The 19,708-nt window shown below is 40.9% G+C and carries 16 protein-coding genes, 5 tRNA genes and 1 pseudogene; 21 read left to right on the plus strand and 1 reads right to left on the minus strand.

Annotated features, from left to right (window positions below; genetic code table 11):
• The 16 genes and pseudogenes from HMPREF9200_RS08695 to HMPREF9200_RS03650 form a co-directional block, all read left to right on the plus strand.
• Positions 1-978: pseudogene (locus HMPREF9200_RS08695) on the plus strand (hypothetical protein); the annotation flags it as partial.
• A gap of 101 nt (positions 979-1,079) precedes the next feature.
• A complete protein-coding gene (locus tag HMPREF9200_RS09140; protein ID WP_009353475.1) occupies positions 1,080-1,778 on the plus strand; it encodes a Hia/Hsf adhesin N-terminal domain-containing protein in 699 nt (232 codons plus the stop codon).
• 122 nt (positions 1,779-1,900) lie between these two features.
• A complete protein-coding gene (locus HMPREF9200_RS09145; RefSeq protein WP_009353471.1) occupies positions 1,901-5,464 on the plus strand; it encodes a YadA-like family protein in 3,564 nt (1,187 codons plus the stop codon).
• A 265-nt stretch (positions 5,465-5,729) separates the two neighbouring features.
• Positions 5,730-6,395, plus strand: coding sequence for an L-serine ammonia-lyase, iron-sulfur-dependent subunit beta (gene sdaAB, locus HMPREF9200_RS03590; protein ID WP_009353469.1), 666 nt, complete (start codon positions 5,730-5,732; stop codon positions 6,393-6,395).
• Positions 6,396-6,403: 8 nt separating this feature from the next.
• Complete coding sequence (sdaAA, locus tag HMPREF9200_RS03595; protein WP_009353484.1) at positions 6,404-7,279, plus strand: L-serine ammonia-lyase, iron-sulfur-dependent, subunit alpha; 876 nt, start codon at positions 6,404-6,406, stop codon at positions 7,277-7,279.
• 12 nt (positions 7,280-7,291) lie between these two features.
• Complete coding sequence (locus tag HMPREF9200_RS03600) at positions 7,292-8,746, plus strand: CCA tRNA nucleotidyltransferase (RefSeq protein WP_009353474.1); 1,455 nt, start codon at positions 7,292-7,294, stop codon at positions 8,744-8,746.
• Positions 8,743-10,731, plus strand: a complete 1,989-nt coding sequence (locus tag HMPREF9200_RS03605; protein WP_009353468.1) for a penicillin-binding transpeptidase domain-containing protein — start codon at positions 8,743-8,745, stop codon at positions 10,729-10,731. Before HMPREF9200_RS03600 ends, HMPREF9200_RS03605 begins: the two co-directional genes overlap by 4 nt.
• A gap of 19 nt (positions 10,732-10,750) precedes the next feature.
• Entirely contained in the window at positions 10,751-11,599 is an 849-nt protein-coding gene (locus tag HMPREF9200_RS03610; protein ID WP_009353460.1) for a bifunctional 5,10-methylenetetrahydrofolate dehydrogenase/5,10-methenyltetrahydrofolate cyclohydrolase, read from the plus strand.
• Positions 11,577-11,918: a hydrogenase maturation nickel metallochaperone HypA gene (hypA, locus tag HMPREF9200_RS03615; RefSeq protein WP_009353487.1), complete on the plus strand. Its 342-nt coding sequence runs from the start codon at positions 11,577-11,579 to the stop codon at positions 11,916-11,918. The genes HMPREF9200_RS03610 and hypA overlap by 23 nt, the downstream gene beginning before the upstream one ends.
• 9 nt (positions 11,919-11,927) lie before the next feature.
• Entirely contained in the window at positions 11,928-12,593 is a 666-nt protein-coding gene (gene hypB, locus HMPREF9200_RS03620; RefSeq protein WP_009353478.1) for a hydrogenase nickel incorporation protein HypB, read from the plus strand.
• A complete protein-coding gene (locus HMPREF9200_RS03625; RefSeq protein WP_009353485.1) occupies positions 12,583-14,004 on the plus strand; it encodes a hypothetical protein in 1,422 nt (473 codons plus the stop codon). Before hypB ends, HMPREF9200_RS03625 begins: the two co-directional genes overlap by 11 nt.
• A 657-nt stretch (positions 14,005-14,661) precedes the next feature.
• Positions 14,662-14,737 (plus strand) — tRNA-Thr (locus HMPREF9200_RS03630).
• A 7-nt stretch (positions 14,738-14,744) separates the two neighbouring features.
• Positions 14,745-14,829: transfer RNA gene (locus tag HMPREF9200_RS03635), tRNA-Tyr, on the plus strand.
• Positions 14,830-14,836: 7 nt separating this feature from the next.
• Positions 14,837-14,912, plus strand: a tRNA-Met gene (locus tag HMPREF9200_RS03640).
• A 26-nt stretch (positions 14,913-14,938) separates the two neighbouring features.
• A tRNA-Thr gene (locus HMPREF9200_RS03645) sits at positions 14,939-15,014 on the plus strand.
• Positions 15,015-15,021: 7 nt separating this feature from the next.
• Positions 15,022-15,098, plus strand: a tRNA-Met gene (locus tag HMPREF9200_RS03650).
• A gap of 138 nt (positions 15,099-15,236) precedes the next feature.
• Here the strand turns inward: HMPREF9200_RS03650 and HMPREF9200_RS03655 are convergent.
• Positions 15,237-15,509, minus strand: a complete 273-nt coding sequence (locus HMPREF9200_RS03655) for a type II toxin-antitoxin system Phd/YefM family antitoxin (RefSeq protein WP_009353465.1) — start codon at positions 15,507-15,509, stop codon at positions 15,237-15,239.
• A gap of 160 nt (positions 15,510-15,669) precedes the next feature.
• Here HMPREF9200_RS03655 and HMPREF9200_RS03660 point away from each other — a divergent pair, with 160 nt between their 5' ends.
• The 5 genes from HMPREF9200_RS03660 (at position 15,670) to HMPREF9200_RS03675 (ending at position 19,663) form a co-directional block, all read left to right on the plus strand.
• The gene (locus HMPREF9200_RS03660; protein ID WP_009353459.1) at positions 15,670-16,212 is read left to right on the plus strand and encodes a Panacea domain-containing protein; all 543 of its coding nucleotides are present in this window, start codon (positions 15,670-15,672) and stop codon (positions 16,210-16,212) included.
• A 19-nt stretch (positions 16,213-16,231) separates the two neighbouring features.
• Positions 16,232-16,519 carry a type II toxin-antitoxin system PemK/MazF family toxin gene (locus HMPREF9200_RS09205; RefSeq protein WP_083818403.1) on the plus strand — a complete coding sequence of 96 codons (288 nt, stop codon included), beginning with the start codon at positions 16,232-16,234 and terminating at the stop codon, positions 16,517-16,519.
• 29 nt (positions 16,520-16,548) lie between these two features.
• Entirely contained in the window at positions 16,549-17,172 is a 624-nt protein-coding gene (locus HMPREF9200_RS03665; RefSeq protein WP_009353492.1) for a hypothetical protein, read from the plus strand.
• Between the two features lie 239 nt (positions 17,173-17,411).
• A complete protein-coding gene (tuf, locus tag HMPREF9200_RS03670) occupies positions 17,412-18,599 on the plus strand; it encodes an elongation factor Tu (protein ID WP_009353467.1) in 1,188 nt (395 codons plus the stop codon).
• Between the two features lie 251 nt (positions 18,600-18,850).
• Positions 18,851-19,663 (plus strand): class I SAM-dependent methyltransferase, encoded by an 813-nt coding sequence (locus tag HMPREF9200_RS03675; protein WP_009353483.1) that lies wholly within the window; start codon positions 18,851-18,853, stop codon positions 19,661-19,663.
• Positions 19,664-19,708 lie beyond the last annotated feature (45 nt).

The following is a 19,708-nucleotide window of genomic DNA, read 5'->3' on the forward strand; positions in this document are numbered from 1 at the left end:
GGAAAAGAAGTTCCAGGTTCTACAAAAGCGAATAATGGCTTAGTAGATTTATCCAAACCAGCAAATGGAGATGCACCAAAAGTAAGCGATAACACAGCTGCTACTGTAGGTGATCTACGTAACATGGGTTGGATTGTATCTTCTAACAAAACAACAGGCGAAAATGGTGCAGTGACTACTGATGAATACTCTGCAACAGTGAAAAACGCTAACGAAGTGAAATTTGTAGGCGAAGGTACAGCTGTCGTATCTGGTAAAACAGATGACCAAGGTGTTCGTACAATCACTGTAAAAGTAGATGACCAAACGTCTACAAACAATGCGGTAACACCTGTGGTGTACACAGATAAAGATGGTAAACAAGTATATCCAACTGGTAAAACAGATAAAGATGGTAACCAAATCTTCAATACTAAACCAGATGGAAAAGGCGAGGATGTAACAGGTCCTGTTAAAACAACAATTAATGGACCAAAAGGAACCACAAGTCCAGCATCCTTGAGCAATGTGAAAAACAACATTCCAGCAGTGAATGATGCTGATAAAAAAGTAACAAATGCTGATGGAACAGATAAACCAGATGCAGGTAATGTAGCAAACATTAACAAAGCTCCATTGACAGCAGAAGAAGCAGCGGACTTGTTGAAACCAACAACAAAAGATGGCAAATCAAATCCTAACTTCGTAGGCAACAATGCAGCCACAGTATCTGACGTATTAAACGCAGGTTGGAATTTACAAAACAATGGCGCTGCGAAAGACTTTGTGAAACCATTCGATACTGTGAACTTTGTAAACGGTGTGAATACGACAGCCGTGGTGACTACATCTGAAGATGGAACCACAAGCAATGTGACATACAATGTAACAGGATTGCCTGTGACATACACTACAGCAGATGGTACACCAGTATCCAAAATTGGAGACAAATACTACACAGTGAATGATAAAGGTCAACCAATTGGATTCCAATGGTAAGCCAAGTGCGAAGGTCAATGAAGATGGAGTACCTGTGGATGAAAATGGAAATGAATTTCTGACCAATCGATACAACTGATACTCCATTAACATCTAAATTAGTGAATCCAAATGCTAAAAATACAGATGCTGAACCAAATAAGAAAACTACAGATCCTACACAATTAGGAAATGTAACATCTGGCTTGCAAAAATATGGTGATACAGTAGATGGAAAAGAAGTTCCAGGTTCCACAAAAGCTAACAATGGTTTAGTTGATTTATCTACACCAACAGATGGGTCAAAACCTAAAGTAAGCGACAATACAGCTGCTACAGTAGGCGATTTGCGTAACATGGGTTGGATTGTATCTTCTGACAAAACAACAGGTGAAACAGACAAGGCCTATACAGATACAGTGAAAAATGCAAATGAAGTGAAATTCGTTGGCGAAGGTACAGCTATCGTATCTGGTAAAACAGATGACAAAGGTGTACGTACCATCACTGTAAAAGTAGATGACCAAACGTCTACAAATAACTCAGTTACACCTGTTAATTACACAAAAGCAGATGGTACTAAGGTATATCCTAAGACGGTGACAGATCCAAAAACAGGTAAAGAAGAAGTTAAATTCTTTGAAAATCCAGACGGATCTGGTGCAGAAGTTCCAAAAGGAGATGTGGTTACATCTATCAATGGACCAGAAGGGACAACAAGCCCAACTACATTGAAAAATGTGAAAAACAACATTCCAAATGTAAATGATGGCTCCAAAACAATTACAAATCCTGATGGTACAGAAAAACAGGCGATGTAGAAAACATCAACAAAGCGCCATTAACAGCAGAAGAAGCAGCAGCATTAGCAAATCCAAAAACAAAAGATGGACAAACAAATCCTAAGTACATTGGTAACAATGCAGCTACAGTATCTGACGTATTGAACGCAGGTTGGAACTTACAAAATAATGGAGAATCTCGTGATTTTGTAAAACCATATGATACAGTGAACTTTGTCAATGGTCTTGGTACCACCGCAGTGGTAACAACTCGTGAGGATAACACGGCAAGTGATGTTACATTTAATGTAAAAGCAGCTAATGGTTCTGTAACGGTTGACAAAAATGGTGTAAAAGTAACTACTGGTGAAATGAAGCCAGCAGTAGGTACGGATAATAAGGAAACAGGAGCTATTGCTACCCCTGCAGATCCAGCTACAGCTAAGCAATTAAAAGAAACCTTAGCAGCTGCTGAAAAAGACTTGTCTGCAGCAAGAGCAGCTTTAAAAGAAGCAGAAAAAGCATTAGCGGCAGATCCAAAAGATCCAGCATTACAACAAACGGTGGCAGATAAGAAAGCTGATGTAGCTGCTAAACAAACACCAGTAGATACAGCACAGAAAGCGCATGATGAGGCAGGATTGAACAAAGTGGCTACCGTACAAAATGTAGCGGAAGCCATCAACAATGCGGGCTTCAACTTGAAAACATCTGCTGACGGGGGAGAAAAACTTACTGGAACTAAGGATGACGGAGAGTTAATTAAACCAAGCAATACTGTGGAAATGGTAGCAGGAAATAACTTGACTGTGAAACAGGATGCAAATGGTAAAATTACATACGCTACGAAAGATAATGTGACTTTCACAAATGTGGATACAGGCACGTTGAACGTAGGTAGCCCAAATACTTATACAGATGGTAAAGGTAATACGTACACGAAAGTGGGCGACAACTATTACAAACCAGCTGATGTAGTGAATGGCGCTCCAAAATCAGGTGCAACACCAGTGGATGTAACAACAACACCTGTTACACCAGTGAGCCCTGTGACAATGAAAGCAGAAGCGGCAAAACCAGCTACGAATAATGCATCAGATGCACAACCATCTTCCGCATTAAATGTCACATCTAAGGATGGTAAACCAACACAAATTACAGGTGTAGGTTCTACGTTGAACACTAAATCTGTAGATACTACACCACAAGGTACAGCGCCAGGTGCTACTCCTAACACAACACCAACAAACTTAGTTGATTTGGAAGGTACAGCCGATGCGCCTGTGAATAAAAACGCAGCAGCTACGGTAGGTGACTTACAAAATATGGGCTGGGTTGTATCTGCCAAAGATGGCAATGGCTACAAAGATGTGGTGAAAAACGCAAATGTAGTTGACTTCAAAGGCGGTAAGGGTATTGAAATTACTGGTAAAACATTGACTGATGGCACTCGTGAAATTACGGTAGGTATCAAAGAAGGGGAAGTTACGAATAAAGTAACGATAACTAATGCAAATGGTACAAAAACTGATGCAGTTAAAATTGGAGATAACTACTACAAAGTAGATAAAGATGGTAAACCAATAGGATTCGAAAAAGGTCCAGATGGTAAACCAGCAGGTACTCCATTGAAGGTTGATCCTAAGACTGACAAAGTAACGAATGCGGGCGCAGGCTTTGTGACAGGTAATACAGTGGCGAATGCAATCCAAGATTCTGGTTGGAATGTAGGTATTGGTTCTACTGATAAAGATTTCAGTAAAGATGCAAAAGTGTACGACAAGGTAAATCCAAATGACGATGTGAAATTCGCAAATGGTGCTAATACGAATGTATCTATGGTGACTGTGGACGCTCTTAATGAGGATGGTACTAAGAAAGCAACTACATTTGTCAAAGTAGATGTGAATAGAGATCTTAAAATTGATTCTGTCACAACTGGCGGTACAGCAGTTGATAAAAATGGTAACAACCTTGTAAAAGTGGGCGATGATTACTACAAAGAGTCCGACATTGATCCAGTGACAAAACAACCAAAACCTAATGCAAAACCAGTTCCAAAAGCTGATGTGACACCGGCCAAAGATGGTGCGATGATCGTGAAAAATGCTGACGGTAAGGATGTGGTATCTGCTACAGTTGGTAAAGATGGTAGCGGTGAATTTGCAGTCAAAGGCAAAGATGGTAAAGACGGCATTTCCATGACAGCGAAAGATGGACAAGGTGCCATCGGTGTGAATGGTAAAGATGGTGCTACTACAACCATAAAAGGTGATACCATTACGATCAAAGATAAAGATGGTAACACTAACACAAGCACACCAACATCCAATGAGTTGAAAGATACTAAAGGAAATACCAATACATCTACAGCAGACAAAAATGAGCTAAAAGACAAAGATGGTAATACCAATACAAGTACTCCGACAACTAATGTATTGAAGGATACAAATGGAAATACGAATATTTCTAATGCTGCAGGAACTACTTACAAAGATAAAGATGACAATACAGCTGTAGTAGGACCTAAGGAAATTGCTTTAACTGATAAATCTGGTGATAATAAGGCATCATTCACCAATAAAGATTTAATTTTTAATGCAACGGATCCGAAGACTGGCGTAGAAAAAACATCGCATGTATCTGGTGATAAGATAGCCTTTACTACAACTGATGAAATGGAAAAAGTATTCGATAAAGATGGTAAACCAGTTATCGATCCTACTACTGGAAAACAAAAAGAAGTAGTAAAAATGGAAAAAGTATTCGATAAAGATGGTAAACCAGTTATTGATCCTACTACTGGAAAGCAAAAAGAAGTGATTAAAAATCCTGGTAACTCTACGGAGTATACGAACGAAGGATTGAAAGTCATTCCAAATAGTACAGTAGCTCGTGATGCAAATGGAAATCTTACATATGTAGATAAAGATAATAAGCCTGTCATGAAAGACAAAGATGGTAACTTTGTGTATATGGGTAAAGATGGAAAACCAGGTAAGACCTATACGGGTGCTGTGGGAGCGTTAAAACCAAATGTAGTAGATAATACTCGAGTTATTTCCTTCGGTATGGATAAACCAGTGTTGGATAAAGATGGTAAGCCTGTAACTGGTCCAGATGGTAATCCAGTGATGACAGAAGGTATCTCTGCAGGTATGCAACAAATGCACAATCTTGCACCAGGTACGAAAGATACGGATGCAGTTAACGTATCTCAATTACGAGGAACAACGATCAATATCAATAATCGTATTAATCGTTCTGGCGCACAAGCGGCTGCATTAGCTGGATTACAAACCATTCAATATGATCCATTAGAGCCAACTCAAGTGTCTGCAGGCCTAGGATACTATCAAGGTGCTAGTGCGTTAGCTCTTGGAGTGAACCACTACAAAAATGAATCTACTTTATTCCATCTAGGTGCTTCCTTTAATGGATATGGTAGTGAAGTGATGGCCAATGCTAGTGTGACTTGGAAATTTGGTGCTCGTGCTGATGAAACAGCTGTGAAAGACACATTCCGTCAAGGACCAATCAGTGCCTCTTACACATTACAAGATAAGGTATCTGCCTTAGAAGCACAAAACCAAATCCAAAAAGACCAATTAAATGAATTGCGTGCTACCAATGCTGCTCAAAAAGCAGAAAATGAAGCACAACGTGAAGAATTGGCATTGATGAAAGCGCAAATTGCAGAATTGTTCAAACGCATGAATGGATAATCTTAGACACTAAGAGTATCTATACATCTTGTTGCTATATACCTTATGAAGTTCCTAATTGAATAGGATATAGGGAAGACCGTAACACACCCCTTCTCAAACTATACAGTGATTATGTTAGTTCAGGGGGGGATGTTACGGTCTTCTTGTATTTGCGTGATTTAGGCAGCAATCTTTTTACGAGAAGGCCCCAAATATGGTATGATATAAGGTACAGATAATAATACATAACATATTCCTACATAGATAATAGGAGGTACCTACGTTGAGTAGTATATTTGATATTATTGGGCCCGTTATGATAGGTCCATCTAGTTCACATACAGCAGGGGCGGCGCGTTTGGGAAAGATGGCTTTGTCTATTTTTCGTGAGCGCCCTGACAGTGTCACTATGACCTTATATGGTTCTTTTGCCAAGACCTATCGTGGACATGGTACAAACCGTGCTTTGGTGGCAGGATTACTGGGAATGGATGCAGATGATGCACGTATTCGTGAGTCCTTGGAGATAGCAGAACGTGAGAACTTTCAGTATACCTTTATTGAATCGGAAATAGATGCAGGCCATCCTAATACAGTTCGATTCAATATGTACGGTAAAGATGGAAAACACATGTCTGTTACAGGGTCATCCCTCGGTGGAGGTCGTGTGGCAGTGACCAATATTGATGGTATCGATGTAGATATTACTGGGGAAGAGCATCAAATCATTGTCTTTCATACAGATCAACCGGGTGTTATTGCTGGGGTCACACATATTTTGGGGCTAGAAACAATTAATATTTCTAGCATGCGGGTGTTCCGTAAGCGAAAAGGGTCAGAGGCAGTCATGCTTATTTCTACGGACTCTGATGTAGATGCAATGGCATTGCAGCAAATTAAAGAAGTGCCGGGCATTTCCTCGGTTATGTATTTTGAACCATTGGAATAGAGGATACTATGAGTTATTTATACGATACAATTGAAGACATTGTTCGCTTGGCTGATCGTGAAAGTATTTCCTTTTCCGAAGTGGTCTTGCGTTCAGAAATAGAAAGTACGGGCTCGACGAAAGAGGAGGTCCTAGCTGAGATACGACGTCGTATTCAGATTTTTAAGGAATCTGTTCGTGATGGCATCGCTGACACAAGAAAAAGTAAGAGTGGTATGTCTGGAGGGCAAGCGAAACAATTAGATGAAAGACAACCTCTTTTTTTAAGCGATTTAGCTTATCGGGCACTACGTTATGCTATTTCTGTGAATGAAGCAAATGCAAAGATGTTCCGCATTGTGGCATGTCCTACAGCAGGAGCCTGTGGTATTTTACCAGGTGTGATGCAAGCGGTAGGAGAAGTCTACGAATGCGATGAGGAAGCGTATGTGAATGGATTTTTAGCGGCAGCTGGTGTAGGTAATGTAGTGACAAATCAAGCCTGTGTAGCGGGGGCTGTGGGTGGTTGTCAAGCCGAAGTGGGTACAGCGGCTGCTATGGCTTCTGCTTGTGCTGTAGCGATGATGGGCGGCACTACGGAAGAAGTGGTAACGGCTATGACTCTATGTATGAAAAATGTCTTAGGTTTAGTTTGCGATCCTGTGGCAGGACTGGTGGAAGTGCCTTGCGTGAAAAGAAATGGAATCTATGCAGTGCATGCGTTGGCATCCGCAGAAATGGCTATGGCAGGATTGCGTAGTCGCATTCCTGCAGATGAAGTGATTGGAGCGATGGATTCCATTGGACGGGCTTTACCAGAAGCGCTTCGTGAAACGAGTGAAGGCGGTTTGGCGAAAACTAAAACAGGTGTGGATATCACGAATCGGTTAGCCCATCAGAAATAGAGAGGTGTAAGTATGGGCATGGAAGCATACAAAGAGACTTCTATCTACAAAGGAGCTCTGCGCATTTTGCAGACCTTACAAGCAGCGCATTATGAAGCGTATATTGTGGGTGGTGCGGTGCGAGATATACAGATGGGACGTATTCCTCACGATTATGATATTGTCACTTCCGCTATGCCGGAGGTGGTCATCGACGTACTACGAACTGAGGGCTTTATTACGACGAATGTAGTAGGCGCCTCCTTTGGGGTGGTTGTGGTTACAGAGGGTGATGATACCTATGAAGTAGCAACTTATCGAAGTGAACAATATGGTGAAGATAGTCATCGACCAGTGGCAGTACAATTTCCTTCTACGTTTTTAGAGGATGTACAGCGGCGAGATTTTACGATCAATGGTCTTGCTCTTACTGAAAGTGGTGAGGTCCGTGATGAAGTAGGCGGTTTACGAGATATTGTGGCACGCCGTTTATGTACCATTGGATCTAGCCAAGAGCGATTTCAAGAAGATGCGTTGCGCATGTTCCGATTATGTCGATTTGCAGGACAATTAGGCTTTTCTATTGATCCTGCCACCTGGGCGGGCATAGAGCCGAACCTATATCGTGTGGAAGGATTATCTTTAGAACGAGTGCGTATAGAAATTGAAAAAATGTTACTTAGTGAGTATGTAGATCTCGCTTTAGATGCGTTGGTGCGCAGTCATTTAAATGAGCAATGTTGCCAACAAACGATAGAGGGTCAGTCTCGACGGATTCCTATATTGCCAGAGCTAACTCATCTAGTGGATTTACCGCAAGCACCAGAGCACCACGTACATGATGGATGGTGCCACACTTTAGCAGTAGTAAAAAGGGTGGCGCCGAATCTAGTATTGCGTTGGGCTGCTTTGCTCCACGATGTAGGGAAAGGTATGGAAGGAGTTCGAGGCTTTCACAATGGGCGCATTACGGATCGTAATCATGATAGGGTGGGTGCCACTATGGCACGAAATATCTTGACCCGTTTAGGCTATGCTAAAGAATTTGTAAATCTTGTGGTATGGCTTGTAGAGCGACATATGCGGTTTCACTTTTATGTGTCCAATGGTTCTGCAGATTTACGTAAATGGTTGCAGAAGGAATCTCATGAAAATTTATTTAGAGAAACCAAGGATCTAGTGGAGGCTGTGGACTATCTAAAAACCCTAGGTGTGGCAGATGTATTAGGAGGAGGCACGAAAGATGCAGAACCTACAGTCCAGTATGGAACACGCATGATGGATATGGCAAAACAGATGCCTGTACACACGAAGGATTTGTGCTATGATCGCACATTGCCCAATTTAGTAGCACCTTATACGAAGGAAGTAATGCAGACTCTCTTACAGAGAGTACAAGCGGGAGATATTCCCAATACACCAGAAGCCTTACATAAGGCAGGAATGGCTAAATACGAACGAGTAAAGAAAAAGGAGTACCATGCATGAAAGTGCAAGCAGCAAGAAAACGATTAAATTTGAATGCCGGTTCGTGGTTCTTAGTTCTATTTTTTATATCATTAGGAATTATATTGCGATATACCTATGTACAGATTGTGGCAAAAGATACCTATTCTGAACGGTTTTCTAATCAATTTTTAACAGATAGAGTTTTACAATCTCCACGGGGAACTATTTTTGACCGCAATGGCAACCCCTTGGCATTGAGTGTAACAGTTAACTCTGTTAGCGCAGACCCAACCATGATGCGAGTAGTAGCTAAAAAAACGCCGGAAGAGGTGGCAGATGTATTGGCACCGTATGTGCGTATTTCCAGAGAAGAAATTATTAAAAAATTAAATGAAGATACAGCCTTTGTCTGGATTGATCGCCTCTTAGATGTGCCGAACTCCAATGGTATAGAAGCAGCCATCAAGGAAGCAAAGTTCAATTTTATTACCTTACATAAAGAGAGCCGTCGCTATTATCCGAATGATACTTTATTAGCGCAGGTCCTTGGATTTGTAGGATTCAATGAAGATGGCAAAGCGGATGCAGAAGGTAAGGCAGGGCTTGAGGCAGCGTTAGATGATGTGATTCGCAGTAATGAGGTAAAAGTCAGCATTTACAACGACACAGCTGGTCGCCCCGTCTTTGAGTCCGTACAATCTCAGTTTTTACCAGATCAAGAAAAATCGGTGAATCTTACCATTGATACAACGGTGCAGTTTATTGCCGAACGGGCCTTAGATAAAGCGATGATAGACACAAAGGCTCGCAGTGCAGCGATGATTATTATGGATCCAAAAACAGGGGAAATCCTTGCGATGGCGAACAAAAATCGAGGCATGGCATCGGACGTAAATAAATTAAAATTTGAAGATTATCGCAATAATGCGGTGGTGAGTATTTATGAACCAGGATCTACGTTCAAACCGATTATTGCCGCCTCCGCACTGGCAGCTGGAAAATGGCAGCTAGATACGGTCTATAATGATACGGGGACCATTATCATTGATGGACATCATATGAAAAACTGGGATGGTAAAGGCAGTGGTAAAGTACGATTGTTAGATATCTTAAAATATTCCATCAATACAGGTATGGCGTACTTGGGTACGACTACAGGTGGAGAGATTTTGACGGATTATGTAAAACGCTTTGGTTTTGGTAAAGCGACAGGGATTGAACTTCCAGCAGAAGGGGATGGTATCCTCTTTGATCCGAAGACGATGAGCAAACTAGATACGGCGACTATGTCCATCGGACAAGGGATTGCGGTGACTCCGTTACAAATGGTACAAGCCTTTGGAGCACTAGCTAATGGCGGTAAAATGATGAAACCTCATATTATTAAATCCATTGTCAATCCAGATGGAACGATTTATAAAGAGGCACAAGATGTGGAGCAAGGTCAACCGATACCTGAAAGTATTGCCAAACAGATTACGGATATTTTAGAGAAAGAAGTCTCCGAAGGTGGCGGTCATAAGGCGTATGTAGAAGGCTACCAATTTGCTGGTAAAACGGGAACGGCGCAAAAACTTGACCCTGAACATGGAGGGTATTTAAATGGTCGTTATATTGCATCTTTCATTGGCTATGGTCCTGTAGAAGATGCGAAGTTTGTAGCCCTAGTCGTTATTGATGATCCAGAAGGGACTTACTATGGTAGTCAAATTGCAGCGCCTGTATTCCAAGATGTCATGACACAGTTGGTGCGGTACTATAAACTTTCACCGACACGAAGCAAGCCTTCGAAGGATGATGCTAAGCAAAGTGCATCTAAGGTATTGTCCGTACAGCGCAATGGAGACGGATCCGTGATTATTCCTAATTTTGCAGGACATACTTATGGAGAAGTGCGCGATTGGGTTCATGAAGCGGGACTTACATTGAAGCCAGATGGTACAGGTTATGCCACATCACAAGATGAGGCAGCAGGAAGTACGATGGAAGCAGGAGGATCTGTGACAGTTCATTTTAGTCGATAAGAGGAGGCAGAGGATATAGATGATCGAATTATTAGGAAAACCTGTGGCACAGGCTCATAAAGCAGTGCTACAAGAGAATATGCAACCTTTGCTAGCGCAAGGGGTTACCATTACATTGGGTATTTTACTTGTCGGTGATGACAGCGCGGCTCATATGTATGCTACATTTATGGAAAAAGTGGCGAAAGGCGCAAACTTTGGTACTAAATTAGTGCAATTGCCTGAAACGGCCACGCAAGAAGAAGTAGAAGCAGTCATCCGAGAATTTAATGAGGATGCTACAATCTATGGAGTGTTGCCATTGATGCCAATGCCAAAGCATATCGATACTGAAGCGGTGATTGGTGTCTTAGATCCAGCGAAGGATATTGACGGGCTTACTACCTATAATATTGGACTAGTGAGCTCTGGAAAAGGTGGGTATGTACCATGCACACCGAAAGCATGTATGGCCATCATCGACCATTATGGCATTGATCTGGCGGGTAAAAAAGTAGTCGTTCTAGGACGTAGCCAAGTGGTGGGAAAACCAGTGGCTTTATTAGCCCTAGATCGAAATGCAACAGTGACAATTTGTCATTCTAAAACGCAAAATTTGGAAGCTGAACTAGTCCAAGCAGATGTGGTCATTGCGGCAGTAGGAAAAGCCCATATGGTCCATGGATCCATGTTGAAACCAGGCTGTGTTGTCATCGATGTAGGAATCAATGACCTAGAAGGACAGACCGTAGGTGATGTAGATTTCGAGTCTGCCAAAACAGTGGTGTCTGCTATCACACCGGTACCTGGTGGTGTAGGCTCTGTGACTACGACTATGATGTTAGAAGGATTATACGAGGCGTATCATGCACGAAATGGCCATCGCTGAGGGAATTGTAGATGTGGCCTTGGACACGCTGAAAGCAAACCAAGGTAGTGTGATCCACGCGATTCAAGTACAGATTGGCGTCCTGTCTGGCGTGGAACCGGATGCGTTGCATTTTTGCTTTGATGCAGTCACGCAGGGAACACCAGCAGAAGGAGCCACATTAGAGGTAGAGACCATACCTATGAAAGGTCGCTGTATGGATTGTGACCAAGAGTTTTCAATACAAGATTACCGCCATGTGTGCCCACATTGTCATAGCTTTGCTGTGGAAGAATTACAAGGTAGGGAACTACGAGTGGCGTCTATTGATATGGATTAGAGGAGTTCTATGGAAGTACAAGTAATGACAAATGTATTGGCAAAAAATGATGCCATTGCAGAAACACTACAACAACAATTTCGAGATAAACAAATTATGGTCATGAACTTACTGGGGTCTCCAGGGGCAGGTAAAACGTCTTTGTTGGAAGCTACCTTGCAAGAGTTATCCAAGGAGTATCGCATTGCCGTGATTGAAGGTGACCTGTTTACCGATAAAGATGCGGACCGCATTCATGCTACGGGAGTACCAGTCATTCAAATTAACACGGTTGGTGGCTGTCATTTAGATGCCAATATGATTCGTGAAGCCATCGCTGAGTTAGATTTGGATGCCTTAGATGTCATTATCATTGAAAATGTAGGGAACTTAGTATGCCCAGCAGAATTTTTCATCGGTGAAGATATGAAGGTGACAGTCCTTTCCATTACAGAAGGTGAAGATAAACCACTCAAATATCCGTTAATATTCAAAGAATCTGCAGCGGTCTTATTGAATAAGGTAGATTTATTGCCATATGTGCCATTCAAAATGGATGAGGCTATCCGAGATATTAACTCTTTGCAACCAGGAGTGCCTATCTTTCAGGTGAGCTGTACGCAGGCAGAAGGGCTTTCACCATGGATTACTTGGGTGAAAGAAAAATTAGAGGAGCGACGTAATCATGAAGACTAATTGGAAAGCTGCCTTAGGGGCTATGATAATAGCAGGAATAGTAGTGTTACAGCCACAGGCTGTACTGGGTCATGAGGTATCTATCAATACCAGTGCTGACACTACACGGATATCAGAAGAGTTGGCGCTTAGAAAATTTATAAAAGAGAAGAAAGCTTCCTTTCAGGAAGGCGAAGCAGAACAACTTGATCTAGTGGGAACTGCATTTACAGCTAAACGAGTGCCCCCTCTTGTGATTACAGATGAATTTGTGAAAGCTCTTGCAGGGGAAGCAAAAACTCGTGTAGAGGGGAAACAACATGAACCGTGGGTATTTCCAGATGTGGATGTACTGAAAGAAAAGCTAGAGGCTATAGGTAAACAAAAAGCTGCTGAAACACATGCTGGTGATATGTTGGATGTAGATTCCGCTGTGGAAAGTACGCTAGAAACAGGTAGCGCTGAGAAAGCTAAGGAAACTAAAGTATCTAAAGATAATAAGACCAATGGTAAAGAGGAACAGAAGGCATCTAGTGAGTCTAACAAGGCGGTAGAAGATACGGAAGATGCAAAAAAGTCTAAAGTTTCTAAAGCTTCTAAAGCTTCTAAATACCCCATTGAGTTATTGTGGACAGATAAGCCTAGTATTTTCTTGCATGAAGATGTTCATGTAGGGGCAACGCGTAGTGAAGTGCTCTTTGCTTGGGGTGCACCGCGAGCTATGTGGCGGGACAATACAGATGGTTCTTTGCTATGGCTATATGAAGGCGTAATTGGTAAAGAAAAAACTATAACAGAAAATAAAAAATCCTCTATTCAAAAAGAGGAGTTTTCACAATTGGTGAAGAATACTTATACTAGTGACTCTTTAGCAGGTTCTAACAGTTCTGTGGGTTATGTATGGCTTTCATTGAAGCAGGGGAAAGTCACGCATTTGGGAATGATTGCGGGTCATGACTGGCCTCGTTTTGCTATACCAGCCACTACATTAGAAACATTTAAGCCTAATACCATGACAGAATCAGATTTCTCTTTGATGGGATACCGATTAGGTGATACCTTTACCAATGATCCAAATCGATCTTGGGAAGAGAGAGGCAAGCTGTATGGTCAGGAATTTTTAGGCTATAAGGATGTAGTAATCGCATATAACAAGGAACACGAAATCACTCGTGTCATGATCAACTCATCGCTTGGTACGACGAAACGCGGCATTTCACTAGGAGATTCTAAATATTTACTGCTCTATCTCTACGGAGTGCCAGATTTTGAAGAACCTGCTAATCATCATGATAGCACCAAAGGTGTTGTGTATGGCTATCGCCATCCAGTACTAGAACATACCTATTTGTTGTTTACATTGGATGATACATTCATTAGAGAAATATTATTATCCAACCAAAAGAAAAGCGAACTTGTTTCGGCTATGTAGCCTGTGGCGTTCGTAACGAAATTATATAACGGGAAGAGCACGGCATACTCCTCACAAACGGTATTTCATAATGTTTGTTCGGAGCACGCCGTGCTCTTCTTGTGTTTGAGTGATTTAGGTAGTTAGGGAACGCCACAAGGCTACTACGCAAAATTGCGTTCCTTAGAGATTTTTGAGCTATTTTGTATGCAGATCATAGCACTTTTAGATTTACTATATAAGTAATGAAAAAGCCTAACGAATAAGGTCTGGTCACCTTAATACGTTAGGCACATTTTCATTTCAAACTTTCTTGAGATGAGCCTAACGCCGATCAAACGTTGATGGCTCTTCTTTTTGTATATTTAGTATACCATATTTTGTTGTGAAATACTACTGTTGTAACGGCAAGCTCTATATAATAAGGGTAAATTTTTTGATATGTCAGTAATAAATGTAATAAAGAACGAACCTATTCCTATCCAAAGTGGTGTTATAATGTATTGTTTGAGAGGTATGACAAAATTTTCTGAAAAAAGTTAAAAAATTTTTTATAAAACACTTGCGTTAGGAATCATAAATGTGGTATTATATCAAAGTAGTCAAGAACAGGACTACGGAGTAGAAAAAAGTTCTTGACAAACTACATAAAGACATATATAATATGTATGTAAATGTGCTGGCGTAGCTCAATCGGTAGAGCAGCTGACTTGTAATCAGCAGGTTGTGGGTTCAATTCCTATCGCCAGCTCCATTTTTTTGGAGGGATTCCCGAGCGGCCAAAGGGAGCAGACTGTAAATCTGCCGTCTTCGACTTCGAAGGTTCGAATCCTTCTCCCTCCACCATTTTCATCGCGGGGTGGAGCAGTTGGTAGCTCGTCGGGCTCATAACCCGAAGGTCGCAGGTTCAAGTCCTGTCCCCGCAACCATGTTAATTCGTTAGTGATTGAATAGTGCTGGTGTAGCTCAGTCGGCAGAGCGTATCCTTGGTAAGGATAAGGTCACCGGTTCAATCCCGGTCACTAGCTCCATATACTTGGCGGCATAGCTCAGTTGGCTAGAGCAATCGGTTCATACCCGGTGTGTCCGCGGTTCAAATCCGTGTGCCGCCACCAATAACCTCACTTAGGTGGGGATTTTTTTATGTCCGAAATATAGTTAATAAAAGGTGGAGATACTCATATAAGAGTATCTCCACCTTTTATTATAGAAATTTTATTAAATCTTTTTTAAAGATAGGGAGGAAAGTGAGCTTATAAGTTGGATTGTTCATCGATATAGCTCCTGGCGACATTAAATACTTCAGCTTTAGAAAGTCGCGTAGTTGAACTTCTAGCTAATGTATCTGCTTCATCAAGTTTTTCTTCTACATCCATGGTCAGTGTGGAATATTGCTCGATGCTCATTAGCACCATGGTACCATATCCATTTTTAGTGAGAAATACAGGTGAGTTTGAGTTGATCACAGTTTCTTCAATTTCAGGAAATTTATTTCGTAAGTCAGAGACTGGGCGAATATGAATCATAATAAACACCTTCTTATTATCATAATTATATCTTTATTTTATCAGAGTATTACAAAAAGATAAACTAGTGTATTAAGATTTATTTTTACTCTTGGCTAGATATACATTGAAATTCATAGTTTGACTTTGTATAATGAGAGTATAGAAAGGTGGTGGCTCTATGGCTAAAGCGATAGATGTGGCGAAATTTTTTATTGAAATAGTTGCTAATAGTCCTAATGAAGATGCGATAACTAATTTACGGTTAAATAAACTGCTGTACTTTGCTCAAGCTGGGAGCGTTTCATCATTAGGTTATACTCTTATTGAAGAAGATTTTGAAGCATGGGATTTAGGCCCGGTTGTTAAATCTGTTTATAAAACCTTTAAAGAATATGGAAGAAATGGGATTGTTAATCAATCATTTGATCGACAAGCGTTGACTAAAGATGAGCAATTATACTTGTTAGATATTCTACGTAAATATAGCACAATGTCTACATCTTCTTTGGTGAATAAATCTCACGAAAAAGGGACCCCTTGGTATGAAGTGTACTATTCTACTGAGGATAAAATTATTCCGAAACATCGAATTACAGAATACTATGGACATATTGAAACTGTTGATAAATTTACATTGCCGTTTACAGAGAAAGACTTCGTTGGGACAAGAGATGAATCTAACCATTTAGTGTTACCACAGGAGTATGACTATGCCGAATAGTTGGGAAGTATAGTGGGCGATTGTAAAGTTTGAAAACTCAGAAGAATCAAAGATACGACCGGTTGTTGTATTAGAGAATCAAGAAGCCTTTATTATTTCATTGAAAGTAACTAGTCATAAGCCGAGGGATACATATCCTGGGGAATATGATTTAATGCGTTGGAGTGATGCAGGGCTAACTAAGCCATCAACGGTTAGGTTGAGTCAACCGTTGCAGTTAATAATAACGGACTTCAAAAACAAAATTGGTGATTTGGATGCAGTGGATATCTACGCGATACAGCAATTGATAGCGTATTATAAATGAAATATATCTAAGCAAGAGAGAAGGTACATATGACAACATGGTTTAATGATTTAAAAGAATTAATTTGGCATCCTAAAAGTAGGGGATTCGATCAAATTGCAGAGCATGGGACGATAAAAAAAGGTTTACTTACCTATTTTGGTTTGGAAGTGGTATTCTGTTTATTGGTGGCTACTTTAGTACTGCCGTTGGTAGGCTTTTTCATGCCTGCCTATTATCGTGAGATTGACGCCTTAGGGTCGGCCATTATCATAGGTTTGGCCATCGTCTTTTTCCTATTTCAAGCGGTGTCCATTTTGTTTAACAGTGCGATTTTCTTCGGCTTATACAAATTGACAACAGGTGAGGCGACTTGGACAGATGTGGTGAAAGGATTCATCTACGGCAAGGTCATCACCAATGTATATGGCGTAGTTTTAGGCTTGCTCTTGTTGCCGTTTTTTGGGACAGGTTTTTTCCTAGCAACATCCTACGGTATGGAACTTATTTGGCTCTTCTTAGGGGCTTTCTTTGCAGTGGCCATCTGGATTTTCTACATGAATCTATCCCTGATGGCTCGTATTATTAAAAGTACCCTAATGAAAGCATTTTTATTATTGCTAGGTACTGGTATTGTGCAAATTATTTTAGAATATATGCTGAGATATTTGTAAGTTATGCGCTAGAATACTATATTGTGCCGCCTATATAGTATGTTCTCGGAATATATGTTGAATTACTTATATAAAATGTAATGAGGAACAGAGGTTAGACTTTCACAGAAATATCCGATAAGTGGAATGAAAGCACCTGTAATTCCTATAAAATAAGTAAAGTGTATTTGTATTTCTCTATTTAATCATATATAATAAAGGTAATTAGTTTTTTTGTAATGAAGGAGGCTATTTTAACAATGGCAAAAGCAAAGTTCGAACGTAATAAACCACACGTTAACATTGGTACTATCGGTCACGTTGACCATGGTAAAACTACTTTAACAGCAGCAATCACTAAAGTTCTTGCTGAAAAAGGTCAAGCTGACTTCCAAGACTACAGCATGATCGACAAAGCTCCAGAAGAACGTGAACGCGGTATCACAATCAACACTGCACACGTAGAGTACGAAACAGACACTCGTCACTATGCACACGTTGACTGCCCAGGCCATGCTGACTATGTTAAAAACATGATCACTGGTGCTGCTCAAATGGACGGCGCTATCCTAGTTGTATCTGCAGCTGACGGCCCTATGCCACAAACTCGTGAGCACATCTTGTTAGCTCGCCAAGTTGGTGTACCAGCTATCGTTGTATTCATGAACAAAAAAGACATGGTTGACGATGAAGAATTATTAGAATTAGTAGAAATGGAAATCCGTGAATTGCTTTCCAGCTATGAATTCCCTGGCGATGACATTCCAGTTGTGGCAGGTTCTGCATTGAAAGCATTAGAAGGCGACGCTACATACGTAGAAGCAATCAACGAATTGATGGCTCGCGTTGACGAATACATCCCAACTCCAGAACGTGACACAGACAAAACATTCTTGATGCCTGTAGAGGACGTGTTCACAATCACTGGTCGTGGTACAGTAGCAACTGGCCGTGTAGAACGTGGTCAAATCAACGTAGGTGACGTAGTAGAAATCGTTGGTCTTCAAGAAGAACCATCCAGCACTACAGTTACAGGTCTTGAAATGTTCCGTAAACTTTTGGAATCTGCAGTAGCAGGTGACAACGTAGGGGCACTTCTTCGCGGTATCGACCGTAAAGACATCGAACGTGGTCAAGTATTGGCTAAACCAGGTTCCATCAAACCTCACACTAAATTCAAAGCAGAAGTATACGTGTTGACAAAAGAAGAAGGTGGCCGTCATACTCCATTCTTCTCCAACTACCGTCCACAATTCTACTTCCGTACAACTGACGTAACTGGCGTTATCAGCTTACCAGAAGGTACAGAAATGTGTATGCCTGGTGATAACATCACTATGAACATCGAGCTTATCACTCCAATCGCTATTGAAGAAGGTTTACGTTTCGCGATTCGCGAAGGTGGACATACAGTAGGCGCTGGTGTTGTTACAGCTATCGAAGCATAATTGAATCGTAGATTCTAAATAGGAAAAGCGACCGCAAGGTCGCTTTTTTGCATTCTAATACTTCTTGTATAGTTGTACAGATTTTGTTGCTATAGACACAGTATAAACACGTATTGTATTGTATAATTAAAATATATGAATTGATAATTTTTATCATATATAATTTGCTGTATATCGTATATAATGTATAGTAGTAATATTAGTGTAAACGATATTTATCCTATTAAATATAAAGTGATAAGGAGGTTTCTATGAGTACAATCACAACAATGCCTGTTTCCATGGAGGGTTGGCAAGAAGAACAACAATCTTGGAATCAAACATCCAAGTTCTTTGTTAATATGCACAAACGTGAGGATCGTGTAGCGCAAGTAGTGGACTTTGTAGCACGATTACAAGAATTAGGGATTCATCCAACAGAAGGAGAAACAGCACTTGATGTAGGCTGTGGTACTGGGGACTATGCCATGGGACTAGCTCGTAATGGGGTAAAACTAACTGGTGTAGACTTATCTACAGGAATGCTAGAAGGGGCAAAACAAATTAGTGAAAAGGAAGGCCTTTCTTTAGATTTATGGCTTGGGCCGTGGTCAGAGGAAGCTCGGCAAGCCTTAGGCTGGGACAAACGATTTGACTTGGTATACAGCATTTTCTGCCCCATCATGTCGGATACGGCTAATCTTCACGCCTTGCACAAAGCTAGTCGCAAACATTGTTTGTGCATCATGTTCGCCGATCGAAAAGATGAATACTTAGATGCCATCTATTCTGAGCGATATGGTGTAAGTGGAAGCCCATGGGAATCCATGTTACAAGATTGCTTGGGCACAGTTAACGAAATCGGAAAGAATGTAAATATTACTTATAAAACGGTAGAAGAAGTAGAAACTTTAACCGTTGATGAAGCAGTCGATTATTTCTGCTTACGTGTGCATCGAAAAGTAGGTGGCGACTTAGAAATGATCAAAGAAGAAATACGTGAATTTTTATCGGAGAAAGCTGTAGATGGTAAATTAGAAAATCACACAACAGATACCATTGCGTGGATTTCATGGCGAGTTTAATCTTCTGCACTTATAATATATAGACTATACTGGGCTACAATAGTA

The organism is Veillonella sp. oral taxon 780 str. F0422 (assembly GCF_000221605.1).
Taxonomy (GTDB): domain Bacteria; phylum Bacillota; class Negativicutes; order Veillonellales; family Veillonellaceae; genus F0422.